We start from the raw sequence: 21,772 nt of genomic DNA on the forward strand, positions 1-21,772 counted from the left end.
ATTGCGATGCACGCGCATTAATTTTAGGGCTAGAGCAACGACAACTAGCCCAAGTATAAATGTTATAACTCTCAACCAATTTTTTCTAAACAAACTAAAGCGTTATAATCAGGAACCCCTTCAGCCGAACGCTTATTTTTATCTAATAAAATATTCCCCTCTGGCCAATGAACTTGAATATTTCTCGGTTGCATTGGGGCTGTATAAACTCGTCCTTGATATTCGCCCCAATCATTTTTTAACAGAACTTGATCGCCATCTTTTAAGTTTAACTTCTCTGCATCAATTGGATTGATTAACACTCCTTCTCGCAGCGCTCCAGTAATGGCATCTTTGCGTTCTTGTACCATACTATTAAACTGTTTTCCTCGGCGAGTTGCGACGAAGAAATAACCCGCAGGTAATTCATCAAAACTTGGGGATAAAACCGAGAAATGGGCTTTTCCATCGGGTGTCGGAAACTTCCAGCCAAAACAGAGATGTGAACCGCCATATTGAAACTGATCGCCCTGTTGTTTTAGATGTTGAATTCCGGCATATTGTGGGATTACTTGAGCGATTTCTTGACGCATTTCTGCGGTACTTTCAAAGTGTAATTTATCCGCTAATTCGGGATGAACTCGCCCTGCTAATTCCATCAATACTTCCCACTCTGGGCGGGCTTCTCCGACTCTAGGGCCAGGAATTTCGGGACTAAATATCACCCGTCTTTCGGTACTGGTTTCTGTCACACCTCCTGGCACTTCATAACGAGTGGTTGCAGGTAAAATGATCACTGTTTCAGTCGGTTCTAACAACATTTGATTTGAACAAACAATATCCATGTGAACCCGCAACGGAATGTTTTTCAAAGCGGTTTCTATATAATCGGGATCGGGCATGACTTCCAGAAAGTTACCGCCAATTGAGAATAACACATCAAGTTGATTTTCGGCTGCGGCTGTAATCATTTCTGAGGTAATTAAACCCATTTTATGAGAAACGTTAAATCCCCAATATTTTTCCATTAATTCGGCATTTTCTTGGTTGATTTTTCGTCCTCCTGGAAATACCGTAGAATAGCATCCCATTTCCGCCCCACCTTGCACGCCAGAATGTCCGCGAATAGGCATTAAACCGCACCCTTCACGCCCTACAAAACCCTTCATTAGAGCGAGGTTAATAATGGCTCTGACGTTATCTTCGCCGCATTCATGTTGAGTAATTCCCATACTCCAAACAAACACCGCTTTTTCTGCTTTTCCTACCATCTCCGCGAAAGCATACATTTCCTCGCGAGTCGCCCCAGAAATTTGTTCTAAATCTTCCCAAGTTTGACGGTCTAATTCGTCTTTTAGTTGTTCAAAATTTGTGGTATAATTTTTGATAAAGTTTGAATCTATCCAGTTGTTCGCAATTAAATGTTTAATTACACCGTTAAGAAATGCCTGATCACCATTGAGATTCACTAAAAAGAAATCTTCGGCGAATTTTGTCCCAAATATTGCACTTTCAGGAATTGAAGGTACCCAGTAGCGTTCCATTCCCGGTTCTCGATAGGTATTCACACAAACAATGCGAGTTCCTGCTTTTTTTGCCCAGTGTAAATATTTAACGGTAACAGGTTGATTGTTAGCAACATTTGAACCAAAAAATACTAATAAATCGGTGCCAATCCAATCTTTATAGGAACAGGTTGTCGCCGCCGCCCCAATAGTTGTTTTTAACGCTCCGGTACTCGGAGAGTGACAAATTCTCGCCGCATTATCAACATTATTACTTCCCATTGAACGCACCGCTTTTTGAACCGCATAATAGGTTTCATTCACGGTTCCCCGACTGGTCACATAAAACCCTAAACGATCAGGATTTGAGGCTTTAATGCGTTCAGAAATACAGTCTAATGCTTCATCCCAACTGATGCGTCGAAATCCTTTATCGCCTTTATCTCGTCTCATTGGATAGGGAACTCGTCCCATTTCTCGCAACTGAGAACTTCTTTTTTGTTGTAATAAACTGACATCTGCTAATTGTTGAGGATCGAAAGCAGATATAGTATTGAGTCGCAAAAGTCGCATCCGCACATTACACAAATGAAAGCCGTCTAACGTCCAGTCTTTCATTCCTGTTGTTCCCAAAGAACAGCCATCACAAACCCCATGATTGAGAATATCCCAAGCATAGGATAAGCGATCGCGATTTTCCCAAACCGCCCTGACGCCTTCCCAATAGTTATTCGGATATTGTTCACCTATTCCAAAGGGTTTCCAACTCGCCCACAAGGAGGGATTCCAAATTTTATTCGGTTTGTGTAACATGAGCCGATCTTAAATGATGTCTTTTATTAGTTTATTATAAAAAAAGACTTTTGGCGGATTGATCCCCCCTAGCCCCCCTTTTGAAGGGGGGAATGAAAAAAAAAGGGGGAGACAATTACCTGAAATTGTTCTATCTTACCAATCAATGACAACTATTTTCGCAAGAATAGATAAACAGTAACTTCAATAAATCACCCCCTTTTTAAGGGGGGCAGGGGGGATCTATAATGACGAAACTCAATATCAGTGACTTTCATTTACCCTACGATCGCAACTTAGTAGCAAGAGCAAAAGAACTGCGAAAAAATATGACCGCAGCCGAAAAAAAGCTGTGGTATGGATACTTAAGAACGTTTAAATTTAGAGTATTACGACAACGACCAATCGCTCATTTTATTGTTGATTTTTATTGTCCTCATCTCAAGCTGGTGATTGAAATTGATGGCGAGAGTCATTTTACTAAGCAGGGAAAAGATTATGACAGCGAAAGAACTTCTATATTAAAAGGCTATGGGTTGAGGGTTATTCGCTTTACAAATCAACAGGTTTTGTTTGAGTTTGAGGGTGTTTGTGAAGTGATTGAAGGTTTGATCCCCCCTAGCCCCCCTTAAAAAGGGGGGAATTGTATTTGAAAAGGTTTTTAACCTTATTGATCGAGTTGATTTATGTATTCATTTTACTTTCTATATAGTTAACAAAATCAGCAACAGTAGCACTTGCAAAATCAAAATCTTCTATATCACAATACAAATCTCCCATAAAACCACTACCGCTCAGAAAGCCACCTGAATATCTGTACATGACTTTACCATTAACTATCTTGTAATTTGTCTCTTTAATGTCTACAATGCCAAACTCAAATTCTGTCTCTATATAACAATAAACATAGTCAGCAAATTCGGTACGACTGTCATATAAATCAGATAATTGGTCTGATAAATTACAGTCTCGATCTAGATCTTCTTTGAGAGTGTCTAGAATAAACTCTTGTATTTGTTCGCGAGTCATAGAATTTTCCATGATGATCAATTGTTGTATTTTACAGGTTACAATTTCCTACACGAGAAAATAATCGACCAAACCGATCAGCGTAAAATCTTCCCTCCCATAAACATTCCCGCAGGGGGAAATGTCCTCGGGGAACAAAAGAAGTATTGCTCAGATTATTATAAGATAACCACTGTTTATTTTGTCTCCATCCTACTTTTTTCCCAAAATGTTCAAAGGCTTTTATGTGGTATTGTCCTAACTTGTTTCCCGTATTCAAATAAATCTGTTTCTGAACAGTCAAGCCAAAACATCCATCGCTATATTTCATCCAAAGGTTGTTAATAATGCCAAGGTCTTCACAGGGTAAGTAGTCAAAATCTGAACGGTGCAAATTTCGATTTTTTCCAGCAGCCTCCCGCAGCCGTTTTGCAGTTTCTTCGTCCCCATATTCCCACTGTTTTTGACTCAACAAATATTCTAGGAAAGTATAATCTACTCCTCTGGCTGAAACTACTTTTATTAACTGTGTTGGAGGCGGAGGCGGAGGCGCTGCAATTACTTTTGTTAACGATGTTGGGGGCGGTGGAGGCGGAGGTATGCGAACGGTTTTAGAAAGTGCAGCTTGAGATGAAATTGCATTCACAATTTCCCCAACAGACTGATACCGTTTTTTCATCGCCTGCTGTAACATCTTATCTAAAACTTCCCCCAATTTTTGATTAATAGGATTGGTTAAATAATCTCGCCAAACCCATTCTCCCTCGCTGACATCGTACAGTTGAAAGGGTTCAACTTGGGTTAATAGATGAATACAAGTCACACCCAAACTATAAATATCACTGCTAAAATTGGCTTTTCCTAAAGCTTGTTCGGGCGCAGCATATCCAGCAGAACCGATGGTAGTTCCGGTGACAGCTAAGGCGGTACGAGTCGCAAATTTTGCCGCACCAAAATCGACTAAAAACAGTTGGTTATCGGAAGCTCGACGAATCAGATTTTCCGGCTTTACATCCCGATGAATGACTTGATTTTTGTGAACAAAATATAAGACAGGAAGTAATTTTTTGAGCAGTTGTAAAATTTGAGTCTCGTTAAAGGTTCCCGACTCCTCTAACTCCTGTTGCAGATTTTTTCCTTGAATATATTCTTGAACTAAATATTGGCGGTTCTCTTGAGTAAAATAGGCGTAAAGTTCGGGAATTTGCGGATGTTTTCCCAACTCATCCAAACGAACGGCTTCTTGTTCAAAAAGTTGTTTAGCTTTTTCTACAGTTTCCGTTCCCTGTGCTTGCGGAAAAAACTGTTTGATCACACAAAAGGGTTTTGAGGGTTTGAACTCGTCTATCGCTTTGAAGGTGCGACCAAACCCGCCTTGACCGATAATTTCTAGCGCTCGATAACGTTCGGCTAATAGTAATTTTACACCACAACGCTGACAAAATAGAGTGTTTGGCAGGTTATTCAACAAACAGTCAGGATTCAAACATTGGCTCATCCCTGGCGACTCCAAGCAGTTCTATCTATTTATTTTAGATCGGTTTTTGCTTGGAATTTTAACAAATTTTTTTGGTGTATAAAACTTAAATAATTTTTGCTAATTTTACCGTGAATTTTCTGATGCACCCAATTTTTATATAAAATCCGTAGGGTGCATCAGACCGAAGGAATTACTATTAATTTTACCGCCAATTTTCTGATGCACCCTACTTTTAGTGTTTAGAGGTTGAAACCCCAACGGGAACTTTAGAAATTGACTTTTTTTGCGTTTGAGAAACTGACGGTAACAAAGCTGATTTTATCCGATCTGATAACTGTTGTAAAAACGTTAAGGCAACGGGTTCGAGTTTGCGCTTAGAAATCGGTTCGATCAACTTATCGAAAGGATTCAAATCTACGATATATTGACCTATTTTAACGCCAAGAGGTTCTAGATGTTTTCCGGGTATTTCTTGATGAATTAAGTTTTGGTTTTTAAGTTGCTGAATAAACCAGTAAACCCCTTTTTGTTTATTGTTATCATTTCCGGCAATATCATCAGATTTAAACGAAATTAAACCCGTAATATTAAACAGTTGACTGCGATCAATCATACACTCAATTTGAGTACGACTCGGTAACACGCCCCAACCCATTTGATCGATAAAATGAGCGAGAGATTGAATGGGAATCGCACTTTCTGTATCACTAATATCAGGGGCGAGTAACAGCGAGGGTTGATTGAAAATTGCCTTTTTATCACCTAAGCGACGGCGAATTGTGTCAAGTTGTTTTTGGGAGATACAGTCTTGAAAGTAAGTTAACCCCTTTTTGTCGCTCAAAAGTTCTAGCAAAGCGATATATTTGCAGCCTAAACTATGACCGACCCATAAATAGTTAGAGTTTTCTAAATAGAATTTTCCGTCATAACCTGCGGCTTTTGCTTTTTCAACCAGTAAATTTTGTAACTCGTTTTGTTCTTCTAATAAACTCAGTGCAACGGACCAATGACGAAAGGTAAATCGAAAGGGAATTGCAACGATAGTATAACCGGATTCAAATAATGTTTGCAGAAAATAGCGATAAGATAAGGTTGGGAATGAACCAAAAAACGCGCCACCAATAAATCTAATTACGCCTTTGGGTTGAGGATGGAAAGCAACCCAGCTAAAGCCTAAAGGTTCAAAGCGAAGTTGAGTAGACATAGTTTAACCCGAGTGTGATTAAAAGCAAGTTGACTAACCTATCTCTAACTTAACGTTTGTTATAGAGTGATGAACAGTCGCTTTTTTGCAGTAACTCGGATGAGTGACACTCATTTGTGCTTTCAATCTTTCCCAAAAACCCGGTTTCTATTTAACATAAAAAAAGGCGAGTATTTTTAATACTCACCCCCTATTTTAACGAATTCAACAATAGAAAAGAATCAAGTCAACTCAATTAACTTTGAGTAACAGCTTCTTTTTCCTGAGAGGCTAAAAACTTCTCTAACTCGGTTAACGCATCCGCATCAACTTTCGTTTGCATTGGGCAGAATTTAGGCCCACACATTGAACAAAATTCAGCCGTTTTGTAGATATCCGCAGGTAAGGTTTCATCGTGATATTCACGGGCGCGATCCGGGTCGAGAGCCAGATCAAACTGACGGTTCCAATCGAAGTTATAACGGGCTTCAGACAGTTGATCATCGCGATCGCGGGCGCCCGGACGATGACGGGCAATATCAGCCGCGTGAGCCGCAATTTTATAGGCAATTAAACCATTGCGAACGTCTTCAGCATCGGGTAAACCGAGGTGTTCTTTTGGTGTCACATAACACAACATTGCGGTACCATACCAACCGGCCATTGCCGCCCCAATTGCAGAGGTAATATGGTCATAACCGGGCGCAATATCTGTTACTAACGGCCCCAAAACATAGAAGGGTGCTTCTGAACATTCCTCCATTTGTTTTTTAACATTAAACTCAATTTGATCCATCGGTACATGACCCGGCCCTTCTACCATAACTTGAACATCATGTTCCCAAGCGCGACGAGTTAATTGTCCGAGGGTTTTCAATTCAGCTAACTGTGCTTCATCGGAGGCATCATGTTGACAACCCGGACGTAAAGAATCCCCTAAACTAAAGGAAACATCGTATTTCTTGAAGATTTCAATAATCTCATCAAAGTGAGTATAAAGGGGATTTTGTTTGTGGTGATGTAGCATCCAACGAGCAATAATTCCGCCACCGCGAGAGACAATTCCGGTAATTCGATTACGAACAAGCGGCAAATGTTCAATTAAAATTCCCGCATGAATTGTCATATAATCGACACCTTGTTGGGCGTGTTTTTCGATAATATGCAGGAAATCTTCAGCCGTTAATTTTTCAATGCTGCCGTGAACACTTTCCATTGCTTGATAAATCGGCACTGTACCAATTGGCACGGGAGAAGCGTTAATAATAGCTGTGCGAATTACATCTAAATCCCCACCGCCTGTAGACAGATCCATGACGGTATCTGCGCCATATTTAACCGCGAGATTGAGTTTATCAACTTCTTGATTAATATCAGAAGAATTCGGCGACGCACCCAAATTAGCATTCACCTTACATTTAGAAGCAATCCCGATACACATCGGCTCTAAATTGGTATGATTAATATTAGCCGGAATAATCATCCGACCTCGGGCAACTTCATCGCGAATCAATTCAACCGGGAGTTTTTCCCGCTTGGCAACATAGTGCATTTCCTCTGTTAAAACACCTTGACGGGCGTAGTGCATTTGTGAAACATTGGCTTGACCACGCCGCAGGTTAACCCATTCTGTTCTCATGTTTAATTCCCTCTGGTGATAGCTTCCCTACGCCGGTACTAACCGGACTCAGGTTCCAAGGGTGTCGTCTCAGCCTGGACTTCGCAGGCACCCCTAGCTTATTAGGTGTTGATGGTATCACAAATCGGGGGACTTTGCAGAAGACAAGCCAGAACATCGGAGAAAAAGTCTGGTGAGATGCAATCTGTATTAAAATCTATTGTAATAATTGTGATTATTTGACGATAAATTGCGTCAAACTCTTTTAAGTGTTACACAGACTTTAGAAGTTAGAGTAGAAAGCATGGAATTTCGAGTTATAGATACCCCTCGCATTGATTGGACGGGAGATGCCCTAGCAGTGGGTATATTTGAACATGAAGTAGATTTATCGGGTGAGTTAGCCCAACTCGACGAAAAACTCGCAGGCACTTTGAAAGAGTTGATCGAAGAAACTGAATTTGATGGGAAGCCTAACAGCAGTGCTTCCACTCGGGTTGGCAGTAACAGCCCCATCCGCAAAGTGATTTTAGTGGGTTTGGGTTCATCGGAGAACTTATCGTTAGATACCCTACGTTTAGCCGCTGCAACAGCAGGACGTCTAGCCAAAACGATTAAATGTAAAACCCTCGCTTTAAGTTTACCTGTCTATGAAACGCCTGATCAAACGACTCAAGCTTTAGTAGAAGGGGTTGAACTGGCATTGTATCAAGACAACCGTTTTAAGTCAGAAACCGAAGACAAAGGCCCCGCAATTGAACGGGTAGAATTATTAGGTTTAGCTGGAACAGAAGAGGCAATTATTCGCGCTCAAAATATCTGTTCAGGGGTCTTTTTAGCCCGAGAATTAGTTGCAGCCCCCGCCAATGAAATTAACCCGATTACGATGGCAGAAATGGCGGAAGCTTTAGCCACAGAATATGGGTTTGATATCGAAATCTTAGAAAAAGAAGACTGTGAAAAGTTGGGAATGGGTGCATTTTTAGGCGTTGCCCAAGCCTCTGATATGCCGCCAAAATTCATTCATTTGACTTACAAACCGTCAGGAACTCCGAAGCGCAAATTAGCGATTATTGGCAAAGGATTAACCTTTGATTCGGGTGGATTAAACCTGAAAGTTGGGGCGAGTAGTATTGAAATGATGAAAACCGACATGGGCGGTGCCGGGGCAACTTTTGGGGCGGCTAAAGCCATTGGTTTGTTAAAACCTGATGTGGAAGTACATTTTATTAGTGCCGTCACAGAGAATATGATTAGCGGTCGGGCAATGCACCCTGGAGACTTTCTAACTGCATCGAATGGTAAAACAATTGAAGTCAATAATACTGATGCTGAAGGCCGTTTAACGTTGGCTGATGCGTTAGTTTTTACGGATAAATTGGGTGTGGATGCAATGGTTGATTTAGCCACTTTAACCGGGGCTTGTGTTGTGGCGTTGGGGAATGATATTGCCGGATTATGGAGTCCGAATGATGACTTAGCAAGTCAGTTAGAAACAGCATCAAAATCCACAGGTGAAAAACTCTGGCGAATGCCGATTGAGGAGAAGTATTTTGAAGGGTTAAAAGCTGTTCATGCAGACATGAAAAATACAGGGCCGAGACAAGGTGGGGCAATTACAGCCACCCTATTTTTAAAGCAGTTTGTTGAGAAAACAGCTTGGGCGCATTTAGACGTTGCCGGACCTGTTTGGACAGACAAAGATAGTGGGTATAACAGCACAGGTGCAACGGGGTTTGCTGTGCGACTTTTGGTTAATTGGGTGCTTCAATAGTTCCCGTTTAACTTACGGTTATGGCAGAGTAATCTGTAACGGCTAAAAATTTTAGGCTGCAATATATTTAACTTTAGGAGAGAAAATGCAGCCTAAAAAATAATTGTATTCGCCAATAAAATGCTGAGATTTAAGTGAGAGTGCGAAAGCATTTATCCTGATTTTATTCACCGATATCTTCGTCGGATTTCACTCGCAACACGGTTGGGAAGTTTTATTAGAAGGAGTTTCGAGTCACTTTGGTATTGCAGCAAACCATAACTTTATCTTTCTGTTTATTGTTACATTTCCCGTCATCTTAGACACCATTTTTAAATATTGGATTTTCCGCTATCTCAACCAGATTTCGCCCTCAGCCGTTGCGACACTCAAAAATATGAACGAGTCAATCAAAAAGGTGATAAGATACTGACAGTTTTATCAGTCAACTCAAATCAGAACATTAGGCGATCGCTAAAATGTTATAGTATTTTAAAAAGCAACGTTCAGAGAAATTGTACCAATGACAATTACTCATCCGAATGAACTCGATATTACTTCACTTCCGGATCACACCCAACTTCCGGAGTCTGATGGTACTTTCGTGAAAAACTTCCAAGAACATCCCCAGAGTATTCTATTAACCGATTCAATCCGATCTACCCTAGATCAACTTCATTCTGACGGACAATATGCTATTGGTCAAGATTGTGGCATTTATTGGCGATTAACAGAACCTCCCGAAAGAGGCGCTGAAGCACCCGACTGGTTTTATGTTCCTCATGTTTCTCCGTTGCTCAATGGACAAGTGCGACGTTCTTATGTATTGTGGCAAGAATATATAGCACCTTTGATTGTTTTAGAGTTTGTTTCTGGGAATGGTTTTGAGGAACGAGATCAAACTCCACCCCCTTCTTTAAATCCTGATAATGGCAGAAAAGCAGGTAAATTTTGGGTGTATGAACAAGGCATTCGAGTTCCTTTTTATGGAATTTATGAAGTCAAAAAAGCCTCGATTGAAATGTATCATTTAGTTGAAAATCGTTATGAACGATTAGAACCAAACGAACGCAATCATTATCCAATTTCACAAATTGGGGTGGAATTAGGAATATGGCAAGGGCGTTATGGGAATATGGAATTACCCTGGATGCGGTGGTGGGATAGCGAAGGGAATTTGTTGTTAACTGGGGATGAACGCGCAGAAACCGAACGACAACGTGCTGAAACCGAACGACAACGGGCTGAACGATTAGCAGAACGATTGCGAGAAATGGGAGTTAATCCCGATGAAATATAGCTAAAAAGTGATGTCAAACTTATTCATTAAACCTCTTGGAAACCCCTTAGAAGTCAATCCTGGCACCCGGAGTGCAACGAAGCATTTAGGGAATTTTTGCATTCGCTTCAACTCATGGATACCCGTCAAACTCACAATGACAGACAGAGAATTCTGCAAGAGGTTGATGACATTTTTGACAATTTCACCTTTTGTTTGGGGCTTGTTTTCCTCTGTCGCCACAGCGCAAGTTATCCCCGACCAAACCTTACCTGATAATACCATTGTTACTCCAGAAGGCAACATCTTTAGAGTCGAAGGCGGAACTCAAGCTGGAGGAAATTTATTTCATAGTTTTCAAGACTTTTCTATCCAAACGGGAAGCGGTGTTTTTTTCAACAATGCCGTTAATATTCAAAATATTATCAGTCGAGTTACAGGCGGAAATCTCTCTTTAATCGATGGTTTAATCCAAGCTAACGGCACCGCCAATTTATTTTTACTCAATCCGAGTGGGATTCTTTTCGGGCCGAATGCCCAACTCAATATCGGGGGTTCATTTGTTAGCAGTACCGCCAACAGTTTAATCTTTAACGATGGGCAAGTTTTCAGCGCCATTAATCCCCAAAATCCGCCTTTATTGAGTGTCAATGTTCCCATTGGTTTACAATTTGGCTCAAGTCCGAGTGCAATTACCAATCGTTCCCAAGCCATCGGAATTGGTTTAGATAGCAATCCCGCCCCCACAGGTTTACAAGTTCAACCCGGACAAAATATTACATTAGTCGGTGGAAATATTAACTTAGAAGGCGGAAATCTCACCGCTTTTGGAGGTCAAGTCGAACTCGGAACAGTTCGCAATGGGATTTGGGAGTTGGGAAGCGGTACCTCTATTACCTCAGCCGCTTCAGGAAACATTTTATTATCAGAAAATAGCCAAGTAACAACGAGCGGTTTAAGTGGCGGCGCTATAAATCTACAAAGTGGAAATATTACCCTAACAGGCGGTTCAGGACTCTCCGCGAATACCTTGGGAGATTTTGACGGAAGCGGAATTAATCTTCAAGCTTTTGAAGTTAATATTCAAAACCAAGCCTTCTTATCAGCTTCTACATTTGTAGGTACAGGTGCAGCAGGCGGAATTACAATTAACGCAGACAAAGTAACAATAACTGGAACAACCCCCTTTCAACTCGTTTCTCAACTCCTCGCCTTAGGCGACCCCGAACAAGCCGAGTCTATCTCATTTGACCCGTTAAAGCCCCCAGATGGTTTATACAGCCTTAGCGGAGGCGCAGGGGATGCGGGAGACGTGACCATCAATGCCAATCAACTGATAGTTCGAGATGGTGCCGGAATTCTAACCACGGCTTTAGGTACCGGAAAAGGTGGAAATATTACCCTCAATGTTCAGTCCGCCGAACTGAGTAACGGTTCTCTACTGGTTACAGGAACCGTCGGCGCCGGGGACGCAGGTGACTTAAACATAAACGCCAACCAACTGCGAGTGATTACAGGAACTTCACTGAGTACCACCCCCAATAGTTCCACAGAAGCAGGTCAAGGGGGAAACGCCACAATCAATGCAGATTTTGTCGAATTCAGTGGCACCCCCGCAGGTGCTATGGTCCCCGCAGGTATCTTTACCGCTACCTTGGGGTTAGGCGATGCCGGAGATTTAACCATTAACGCCCGACAACTCCGAGTTGCAGACGGCGCCCAGGTTTCGAGTTCAGCATCGGGGGCTGGAAAAGGCGGAAATCTAACTGTGAATGCCACAGACATTGAATTAACGGGGATATCTCCAGATGGGCGGTTTATTACGGGTTTATTAACGTCTTCGTCGCTGTTAACGGTACAAGGACAGCAAGGAACGGCACCGGCTGGCGATTTAAACGTTAATACCCGTCGCTTGGTGGTGCGGGATGGCTCTCAAATTTCTGCGGCCACAGGGGGCGAAGGAGCAGCCGGAAATTTAACGATTAACGCGGCTGAATCCATTCAGGTGATTGGGGTAACAACGAACGCAGACCCCACAGTAGAATCCGTTTCCTTTGGCGTGGTTGGTGACGGGATTATTCCCAGTGCGATTGAATCTAATACCAGCGGGGAGGGGAATGCAGGCAATTTAAACATTACCACCAATCGCTTAACCATACGGGATGGGGCAGAGGTGGGTGTGCGGGGAACTCGTCAAGGTTCAGCCGGAAACTTAAATATTACCACCCAGGCAATTATTTTAGACAATGAAGGGGCGATTAGTGGGGCGACGGCTTCGGGTGGTCAGGGAAACGTCACTTTACAAACTCAGGCGTTAGAATTGCGTCGAGGAAGTCGAATTACAACCAATTCGGGAACGGCTAACGGCGGAAATATTACCATTGAGACTCAGACGTTGGTGGCTATTGAGAATAGTGATATTACCGCCAATGCTCAACAGGGAATGGGTGGACGAGTCAGCATCAATGCTCAAGGCGTATTTGGGACTGAGTTTCGTCAACAGACAACCCCCAAAAGTGATATTACCGCAACCAGCGAGTTAGGGGCAGAATTTAGCGGCGCGGTGGAGATTAATCGCCCGGAAACCGATGCAAATTCGGCTTTAGCAGATTTACCAACAACCATTGTAGACCCTAGCACTTTAGTCGTTTCGGGTTGTGCGAGTTTTGCTGACAGTGAATTTATTATTACAGGACGGGGCGGTTTACCTCCGAGTCCAAGTGATTCTCTCAGTAGTGATGCGGTGGTTGTAGATTGGATTGATGCGGTAATTCGTCCTGATTTGAACCCAAAATCCGCCACTGATAATCCCCAACATTCCCTCAGAAATACCCCCTCAACGACTCAGCAGACTCCTCTGATTGAAGCACAGGGCTGGATTGTTCGTCCCAATGGCATCGTTGAACTGGTGGCTGTTCCTGCTGATGTTACACCCCATGGTTCAGGACTGGTGGCTGTTCCTTGTCAGGGTTCTTTGAAACCGCAAGCATAAACCCCGAAAAGAAAGCTAGAATTTACCATCATTGTTGTCTTATGATTAACCTGTTTAATCAATGTAGACGTTAATCTCATGGAGCAGTAATGCGTCAGTTCTTACTGTTTTTTCTCGGGTTGTGCTTTTTTGTTGCTGTGGTTGTATTGGGAGCTATTTTGAACATTTCTTCTGAGACGAAAACGATTACAATTTTACAAACCAGTGACATTCACGGTTATCTCATGCCTTGGGATTACTATACGAATCAACCGGCTGAGTTGGGACTTGCTAAAGTTGCTACTTTGATTGAACAGGAACGAGAAAAACATCCCAATTTAGTTTTAATTGATGATGGGGATACGATTCAAGGTTCACCACTGGCTTATTTTTATAATAAAATTGATACTCAATCTCCTCACCCGATTGCAACGGCGTTTAATCTTCTCGGTTTTGATGCGGTATCTCTCGGAAATCACGACTTTGATTTTGGAATGGAGGTTTTGTCTCGGTGGGTTAAGCAATTAGATGCACCTGTTGTCTGTGCTAATCTTATTCGGGCTGATGGAGTTCCGGCTTTTAAACCTTATATTCTCAAAGAAGTTGACGGCGTGAAAATTGGAATATTGGGGTTGACAACCACCGCAGTTCAAAACTGGCTTCCTCCTGAAAATTTTGGCGAACTTTCGTTTATTGACCCCATGACAACAGCCCAGGAATATGTACCGAAAATGCGACAACAAGGTGCTGATATTGTGATTGTTGCTCAACATACGGGGTGGACGAAAACTCCTCAAGATTATCGTTCAAATCCGGCATCTTGGTTAACCTCTGTTGACACTTGGAAAAACACGGGCGCAACGGTGAATGAAAATATTACGATTGAATTGGCTCAACAAGTCCCTGATATTGATATTATTCTCGCCGGACATTCTCATCTTAGTGTACCAAAAGCGGTTATCAATACTGTGTTAATTGCTGAACCGTCTTATTGGGCAAAGGCTCTTAGTCAGTATACCATTAAATTAGTTCATCAGGGGAAAGGTTGGAAAGTTATTGACAAGGATTCTAAGAACTTATCTATTGAAAATATTGAGCCTTTACCTCGTTTTATTGAGCTTTTACAGCCCAATCATCAGCAAATTTTAAGTTATCTCAATCAACCCATTGGTCAAGCAAAATCTGAGTTTGTTGGCGGGATGGCTGCTCGTTTTCAGGGGAGTGCTTTAGCCCATTTGATTAATACAGTACAAATAGAAGCGGCTCGTTCTATGGGGTATCCGGTTGATATTTCTTTAACTTCTATCTTTACGGAACAGGGTAAAATTCCAGTTGGAGAAATTACGCTGCGGGATGCTTATAGTATTTATGTTTGTGATAATCGGTTATTTATTCTAGAAATTACTGGGGATATTTTACGCCGAGCGTTAGAAAAAAATGCGGCTTATTTTAAACAGCTTAACCCTGACGATTTACCCGATTCTCCCCGAGAAATTATTGCTGAAAATATGCGTGATTACAATTGGGATATTTATCAAGGAATAGATTATACTCTTGATATTACTCAGCCTGTAGGTCAACGAGTGACTCGACTCCTCCTTCAAGGTAAAATGATTGCACCAGAGCAAGTTCTGCGCGTCGCAATTAATAGCTATCGGGCGCTGGGTGGCGGAGACTATGTGATGTTCACTGAAGGTAAAATTCTTGATAAATCTACTCAAGAAATTAGAGATTTTATGGCGGAATATTTCAATAAAAAAAAGACTATTTCTCAGCAAGATTTTCAAATGGATAATTTAGAAATTATACCCAATATCTACAATTATTACTTTGGATAGATGACTCAATTTTAATAAAATTCTATAATAATGATCTTTATAGAATATAAATTCACTGAAATAATACTACAACTACACAAGGAAAAGCTGAATATAAGTAGGGACAGTTTATCAATCACCTACTCACTACTCTCGAACAATTATTTCTAGCACACATTTGAGTATTTCATCTAAAATCTCTATTTTATACATCTTATATATTTTATACACGAAACGAACAGAGGTTTTGAGGAAAAGCTATTGACAAAAAATAAAACTTTTTATACAATATAAATTAAGGGATTTCAATCCTTTCTTTAAATATTTTGTTTGGCATTAGCAATGCTTTAAGTGCTAACTGATTAAACTGTTCAGCTAGAAACTTGATGCTAAAATTAGCTTGTGGAGGTATTTTGATGGAACAAAAGCATAATTGCTCACATCCTCGCTACAGATACAGAGGTGAACCCACACCGGAAAATATAGCCTTTGATAGTCAACTCCAACAATTTGCTCAACAGGTGCAAATCATCGCAGGTTTACACACAGGAGGAAAGTTATCGACTCAAGAATCTTATCAAAGTATCAAACGTTCTTGGAAACAAGTCAAAGCAACGGGTCAAGAATTGGGAATTGGCAAAAGTCACTAAAATTTTCCATCAATCAGTCATCATCATCAATAATTTGAGAGCGGATAACCGCTCTTACTTAGTATTTAAGGGAATTTTTGAGCGGAATTTTAAGGGGGGGATGGGTTAGGGATAAAGATAACTTACCCGAAGAAGCAATTGACGATTAGGCAAGCACAGAGTAAGCTAAAAGCTATTGAGGTTTGAGAGCCAAAGATTAGCTGAACCTCGAAGGATTGATTAGGGAAGCACCCGGAAAATAGCATTTTTTCTATAAAGGGTGTAAAGATTTATGTAAAAATTTGATAAAGCTAGCCCTCAACAGTAGTTGTACCGAGAGAGGGTAGGTTAGACTGAGTGAGACAAACCTGAAAATCTCAGTATTTTCCATGAGGATTGTCCAATAGACTAAGTGATATACATCCAGAGTAAACAACTGATCGAACAAGATAGACCCTATGCCAATCCGAGAATTAAATGATTTAAGTGTCAATTCCAGTCGTTATTTTTACAGTTTTCTGCCGTTAAACGAGAAAGATGTGACCGAAAAAATTGGGGTACAAGCCCCGTCCTTGAGGACGGCTTTCTGCTAAACTTTCTTTTGTGGAAAGGGTAATCAACCACACTAAAAACCCAGTCGCCGAAAAGGCAGCGCACCTTGACGCACTGAAGTTATGGGGTTCCGTACAGGAAAGCTTGTACGCTTATTAGCGCGCAACGCAACAAGTACAGAGAAACCAAGATTTTAGGTTTTGAACTGTAGGGTAGGGCATACCCAAACAGGCTTCTGAAATGGAGCAAAACGCTTGAGGAGAGTCCATCTCTGGTATAGATAGGTCGCCCTATCTGTATTAAGTGGACTCGCTGAACCAAGAATCCCCGCCGTTTACGGCGTGGGAGTGTCAAACAGACAAGTCCAGTCAAAGCCTAGCTCCAAATTGAGATCAGCTTTGTAAATTTGATTTAGCCCTCTCTAACAAACTTGTTATGTCCTCAGTTAAAAAGCAGGCTGTTAAAGGCACAATCTGGACAGTGGTGGGCTATGGTGGCAGTCAAGCCCTGCGTTTAGGCAGTAACCTGATTCTGACTCGTCTCCTGGTTCCAGAATTATTTGGTCTGATGGCGTTGGTGAATACCTTTATTATGGGTGTTGCCTTATTTTCAGACATTGGGATTCGTCCGAGTATTATCCGTAGTCCACGCTGGAACGACCCCGTTTTTCTGAACACTGCTTGGACATTGCAAGTCATCAGAGCCTGCTGGATTTGGATAGGATGTGTGATTCTTGCTTGGCCGGTGTCTCAGTTTTATAATGATTCTCGCCTCGTTTGGTTGCTCCCGGTTTCAGCTTTAACTGTCCTGGTTAATGGATTGAGTTCCACCTCTCTAGCCACTCTCAGCCGCCAACTAGAAATTGGGAAACTCACAAGAGTTGAGTTTTTAACCCAAATTATTTCCCTGGTGGTTACAATTGCCTGGGCTTTCATAACACCCACAGTTTGGGCTTTAATCGGGGGAAGTCTTGTTTCTAGTGTTGTCAAAACTGCATGGAGTCATCGCTTAGAGCCCGAAACTTCTAATTGGTTTGCCTGGGAAAAGGACTCGATTCAAGAAATCATGTCTTTTGGGACTTGGATTTTTGTGTCCACAATGATGACTTTTTTAGCTTCCCAAGCTGACCGATTAATTTTAGGAAGGCTGTTTACGCTTCAGTTCTTAGGGGTTTATACAGTTGCTTTTACTTTTGCCGATTTACCTAGACAAGTTGTTAAACGCATTAGTCAACAGGTGATGTTTCCAGTAATCTCTAAATATGCTGATTTAGATCGACCCAGCTTGCGATCTAAAATTTTACAAAAGCGTAAGCTGCTGTTAATTGGGTTAGCATTTATGGTGACAGTTCTTGCTTGTTTTGGAGATTTAATTGTTGAAACACTCTATGATGAGCGATATCAGGAAGCCGGATGGATGTTACCTATTCTCGCCGTTGGACTATGGCCTTTGTTGTTGTCAGCAACTATTGATCGCGCACTTTATGCGATTGGAAATCCTAAACCCGTGGCATTCGGTAACTTTCTCAAATTTTTGTATATGATCATATTACTTCCGACGGGAAATCAGCTCTTTGGAGTGGTCGGTGCGATCACTGTAATTGCTTTTAACGATCTACCCAGTTATTTTGCTGTTAATTATGGATTATGGCAAGAGAAGCTCACTTGTTTTCGACAAGACCTCCAAGCCACAATACTATTATTAGGTTTACTATTTTTTGTTTGTTTAGGTCGGTATTACCTGGGCTTTGGATTACCTATTGATGGTGTGTTGGGATCACCATAATCAAGCTGCAATTATCAATCAACAAACTTTTAAAAAACCAGGAATTTTCATTTCTAGTAATTTTCAGGTAAGACACGCCATCTACTACACCGATAAATTGGAGGCACAGTTACACGAAATTATCATCAAGTTTATCTTCCGAGTAAAATAATCTTATCTGAAGTCTAATTATCTCAGTAGCAAATGACTCCTCAAGCTCAACTTGTACTTCAAATCTGGTTGCCGATTGTCCTGGCTTTGTTTAAGTTTTTTCCGGCTCGCCAAGCAGTCGTAATCAGCTTTATTGTATCTTGGTTATTTTTGCCTCAAAGAGTTGTATTTGAATTTCCGGGTCTTCCTGACTACACCAGAACATCTGCAACTTGTTACAGTATATTGCTTGCTACTTTTATCTTCGATGCTAAACGCTTGAATTCATTTAAGTTGGGCTGGCTAGATATCCCCATGCTCATTTGGTGTATCTGTCCCTTCATTTCATCAATGACTAACAATTTAGGAATCTACGATGGCACATCAGCCGTTTTAGATCGGGTCATGCAGTATGGAATCCCCTATTTTCTCGGTCGAATCTACCTCAATGACCTATTAGGTGCTCGTCAACTGGCGATGGGAATTTTTGTGAGTGGGTTGATCTATGCCCCTCTGTGTCTAATTGAGAGTGTGATCAGTCCTCAGTTGCACCGCATGGTTTACGGTTATCATGGGATTCACGAATTTGGTCAATCCGTTCGTCTGGGAGGATACCGACCGAATGTTTTTATGATACATGGTTTGAGTGTCGGGGTGTGGATGATGGCTGCTTTGCTCGTTGCCATTTGGTTGTGGCAGTCGGGAATCATCAAAACCTTTTGGAATGTTCCCATGAACTTGATAGTTGCTGGACTGTTTATCACTCATCTTTTAGTGAGATCGACCGGCGCTTATCTCTATACCTTCTACGGCATCATTATTCTACTGACTGCGAAGTTTTTTAAAATGTCACTTCCTTTAATGATATTAATATCTGCTCTATCATTTTACCTGTTTTTAGGATCAACGGGAAACTTTACTGGAGATAAAGCCGATCAAATTATTTCTGTGGCTACAGATATTGCAGGTGAAGAACGCGCTCAGTCTCTTGACTTTAGATTTGACAATGAAGAATTACTCGTCGAAAAAGGTCTAGAACGAATGGTTTTTGGATGGGGTGGCTGGGGAAGAAATCGTGTCTTTGAATATGGCAGACTCGGAGATCTAGAAGATATTTCAGTAACAGATAGTTTATGGATTATTGCCTATGGCGTTAATGGAGTCGTCGGTTTGAGTGCTATTTTTGGCTCTATATTTCTACCGGCTTTGGCTTTTGTATTCCGTTACCCCGCTAGCACTTGGTTAACACCGAAGGTTGGACCGGCTGCTGTACTTGTTGTGATTATGGTTTTGTATGCCCTCGATTGCTGCTTAAATAATCAGTTTAATCCGGTTTTTACTTTAGCCAGTGGAGGTATAGCGGGGTTATGTATGGGAAAGCCAGAACCAACCCGTTCCTTGAAATCAGCGAAACGTATCCGCAAACTTCCAGCAGCTCGATCTAAAAGTTTCAATTTAAGATAATGCCTCAAATCATCGATTAAAAAATATACCGAAAGCAAAGATATTGGATATTTATCGTATGAAAGCATCACAGTTTAAACTTAAAAATTCTTTGGTTTTTTTTTGTATGGGAATTATGTTGTTTTCGACTCTATTTCCTAAATTATATAGTCATGTAAACGCCTGGTTATTACCCTCTGTACCTCAGATTACTTTGAGTCAAAACTCAAACTCGAATACCTTCAATGATAACTCTCCTCTCGGAATCAATTTAAGCGGAATGGCACCTTGGTCATCACAACTACCATTTTTAGATTACTTTAAATCTTCTCAAGACTGGATTACTCAATGTACCAAAACCGATCCTGGCTGTCAAGGAGAATGGAATACCAAAGAACAAGATCTTTTAAACTTAGATGAACAGGGGTGGGTCAAATCCTTACCGACTCCGGAAGATTCTCCTAAATATACTCGGGTTAGCTCATTGTTTTTACGAGGAATACCCAATCATTTTTCAGGAGGTAAGTATATTGTTTTGTATGAAGGAGAAGGAACGATAGAATATAGTTTGTCTGCTAAAAAGGATGAATCTGACTCAACTCCAGGTCGAGATATCATTGATGTAGATTCATCACAGTCGGGTGGTGTACTGATCACAATTACAGCAACTGATCCGAACCAAACGGGTAACTATATCCGAAATATTCGGGTGATTCATGCTGAAGAAGAAAGCTTATATCGCAGTGGAGAACTTTTTAATACAGCTTTTCTCGAAAAAATTAATAAGTTTCGATCCTTGCGTTTTATGGATTGGATGGGAACGAATCATTCCCAACAAAAAGAATGGCTTGATAGACCAATGCCTGATATGGCTTCTTATACTCTCAAAGGTGTTCCTCTAGAAGTTATGGTCGCTTTGGCCAATAAAGTTCAAGCCGATCCTTGGTTTAATATGCCTCACATGGCGACCGATGAATATATGAGAAACTTTGCTCAATCCGTCAACAAGAATCTTGATCAAAATCTCAAGATTTATATAGAGTTTTCTAATGAAGTTTGGAACTGGCAATTTAAACAAACTCACTATGCTTTAGAAGAAGGTCAAAAGCGTTGGGGAAAAGATAAGAAAGATGCTTTTCGACAATGGTATGGAATGCGAACTGCTCAGATGTGTGACATTTGGAAAGATGTTTTTGCTGATCACAAAGATCGGGTGACTTGTGTGATCGCGACTCAAGTCGGCTGGAAAGGATCAGAAAAGGGGATTTTAGAATGTCCGTATTGGGTTGCTGAAGGAAATAAAGCTTGTTATCAACATGATATCGGAGCGTATGCAATCGCGGGATACTTTGGTGCTTCTTTGGGTCATCCGGATAATGTTAGTAAGGTGGAGTCTTGGCTAAAAGATGGTGATGGAGGTGTTCAAAAAGCTTTTCAACAGTTGAAAACTGGAAAATTATTAGCGGCAGGAAGAGAGGATAGTTTACCTCAAGTTAAAGAACTGTTTTCCTATCATGCTCAGGTTGCCCAGGAAAAAGGACTTAAGTTAATGGCCTATGAAGGTGGACAGCATATTGTTGGGCGCAAAGATGCAGTCAATAATCAACAGTTAACAGACTTTTTTATCGAACTTAATCGCCATCCTCAGATGTATGAACTTTACACCCAGTTATTCAAAGATTGGCAAGAAGTCGGCGGAACAATGTTTATGCACTTTGTTGATGTTGCTAAACCCACGAAGTGGGGCAGTTGGGGTGCATTAGAATATGTAGATCAATCCGAGTCTCCAAAATACAGTGCTTTGATGGACTTTATTACTCAAAACTCTTGTTGGTGGGAGGGATGCTAA

The 21,772-nt window shown here is 41.2% G+C and carries 15 protein-coding genes, 1 pseudogene and 1 riboswitch; of the genes and pseudogenes, 11 read left to right on the forward strand and 5 right to left on the reverse strand.

The window, feature by feature from the left end; all coding sequences use genetic code 11:
• Window positions 1–71 precede the first annotated feature (71 nt).
• Window positions 72–2,297, reverse strand: a complete 2,226-nt coding sequence (locus L8106_RS11090) for an FdhF/YdeP family oxidoreductase (protein WP_009784383.1) — start codon at window positions 2,295–2,297, stop codon at window positions 72–74.
• A 227-nt stretch (window positions 2,298–2,524) separates the two neighbouring features.
• Here L8106_RS11090 and L8106_RS11095 point away from each other — a divergent pair, with 227 nt between their 5' ends.
• The gene (locus tag L8106_RS11095; RefSeq protein ID WP_009784384.1) at window positions 2,525–2,908 is read left to right on the forward strand and encodes an endonuclease domain-containing protein; all 384 of its coding nucleotides are present in this window, start codon (window positions 2,525–2,527) and stop codon (window positions 2,906–2,908) included.
• A gap of 52 nt (window positions 2,909–2,960) precedes the next feature.
• Here L8106_RS11095 and L8106_RS11100 read toward each other — a convergent pair whose 3' ends face one another.
• The 4 genes from L8106_RS11100 to thiC form a co-directional block, all read right to left on the reverse strand.
• Window positions 2,961–3,305, reverse strand: coding sequence for a hypothetical protein (locus L8106_RS11100; RefSeq protein WP_009784385.1), 345 nt, complete (start codon window positions 3,303–3,305; stop codon window positions 2,961–2,963).
• 31 nt (window positions 3,306–3,336) lie between these two features.
• The gene (locus tag L8106_RS11105) at window positions 3,337–4,782 is read right to left on the reverse strand and encodes a serine/threonine-protein kinase (protein ID WP_009784386.1); all 1,446 of its coding nucleotides are present in this window, start codon (window positions 4,780–4,782) and stop codon (window positions 3,337–3,339) included.
• 214 nt (window positions 4,783–4,996) lie between these two features.
• Window positions 4,997–5,968, reverse strand: coding sequence for a DUF1350 family protein (locus L8106_RS11110; RefSeq protein WP_009784387.1), 972 nt, complete (start codon window positions 5,966–5,968; stop codon window positions 4,997–4,999).
• 235 nt (window positions 5,969–6,203) lie between these two features.
• Window positions 6,204–7,586, reverse strand: a complete 1,383-nt coding sequence (gene thiC / locus L8106_RS11115; RefSeq protein ID WP_009784388.1) for a phosphomethylpyrimidine synthase — start codon at window positions 7,584–7,586, stop codon at window positions 6,204–6,206.
• A gap of 7 nt (window positions 7,587–7,593) precedes the next feature.
• A riboswitch (TPP riboswitch) is annotated at window positions 7,594–7,691 on the reverse strand.
• Between the two features lie 178 nt (window positions 7,692–7,869).
• Between thiC and L8106_RS11120 the strand changes: the two genes are divergently transcribed.
• From L8106_RS11120 to L8106_RS11155, 10 genes and pseudogenes are all read left to right on the forward strand, one after another.
• Window positions 7,870–9,339 (forward strand): leucyl aminopeptidase, encoded by a 1,470-nt coding sequence (locus tag L8106_RS11120; protein WP_009784389.1) that lies wholly within the window; start codon window positions 7,870–7,872, stop codon window positions 9,337–9,339.
• 130 nt (window positions 9,340–9,469) lie between these two features.
• Window positions 9,470–9,751 (forward strand): annotated as a pseudogene (locus L8106_RS30450) (proton extrusion protein PcxA); the annotation flags it as partial.
• A gap of 90 nt (window positions 9,752–9,841) precedes the next feature.
• Window positions 9,842–10,618: a Uma2 family endonuclease gene (locus L8106_RS11125; protein WP_009784390.1), complete on the forward strand. Its 777-nt coding sequence runs from the start codon at window positions 9,842–9,844 to the stop codon at window positions 10,616–10,618.
• A gap of 166 nt (window positions 10,619–10,784) precedes the next feature.
• Window positions 10,785–13,589, forward strand: a complete 2,805-nt coding sequence (locus L8106_RS11130; protein ID WP_009784391.1) for a filamentous hemagglutinin N-terminal domain-containing protein — start codon at window positions 10,785–10,787, stop codon at window positions 13,587–13,589.
• Between the two features lie 89 nt (window positions 13,590–13,678).
• Window positions 13,679–15,406 carry a bifunctional UDP-sugar hydrolase/5'-nucleotidase gene (locus L8106_RS11135; protein ID WP_009784392.1) on the forward strand — a complete coding sequence of 576 codons (1,728 nt, stop codon included), beginning with the start codon at window positions 13,679–13,681 and terminating at the stop codon, window positions 15,404–15,406.
• Window positions 15,407–15,801: 395 nt separating this feature from the next.
• Complete coding sequence (locus L8106_RS11140) at window positions 15,802–16,035, forward strand: hypothetical protein (protein ID WP_009784393.1); 234 nt, start codon at window positions 15,802–15,804, stop codon at window positions 16,033–16,035.
• Between the two features lie 437 nt (window positions 16,036–16,472).
• Window positions 16,473–16,607, forward strand: coding sequence for a hypothetical protein (locus L8106_RS34210; protein ID WP_255348883.1), 135 nt, complete (start codon window positions 16,473–16,475; stop codon window positions 16,605–16,607).
• Between the two features lie 394 nt (window positions 16,608–17,001).
• Entirely contained in the window at window positions 17,002–18,351 is a 1,350-nt protein-coding gene (locus L8106_RS11145; RefSeq protein ID WP_009784394.1) for an oligosaccharide flippase family protein, read from the forward strand.
• Between the two features lie 183 nt (window positions 18,352–18,534).
• Entirely contained in the window at window positions 18,535–19,944 is a 1,410-nt protein-coding gene (locus tag L8106_RS11150; RefSeq protein ID WP_009784395.1) for a hypothetical protein, read from the forward strand.
• A 58-nt stretch (window positions 19,945–20,002) separates the two neighbouring features.
• Complete coding sequence (locus L8106_RS11155) at window positions 20,003–21,772, forward strand: hypothetical protein (RefSeq protein WP_009784396.1); 1,770 nt, start codon at window positions 20,003–20,005, stop codon at window positions 21,770–21,772.

This window comes from Lyngbya sp. PCC 8106 (assembly GCF_000169095.1).
Lineage (GTDB): Bacteria > Cyanobacteriota > Cyanobacteriia > Cyanobacteriales > Microcoleaceae > Capilliphycus.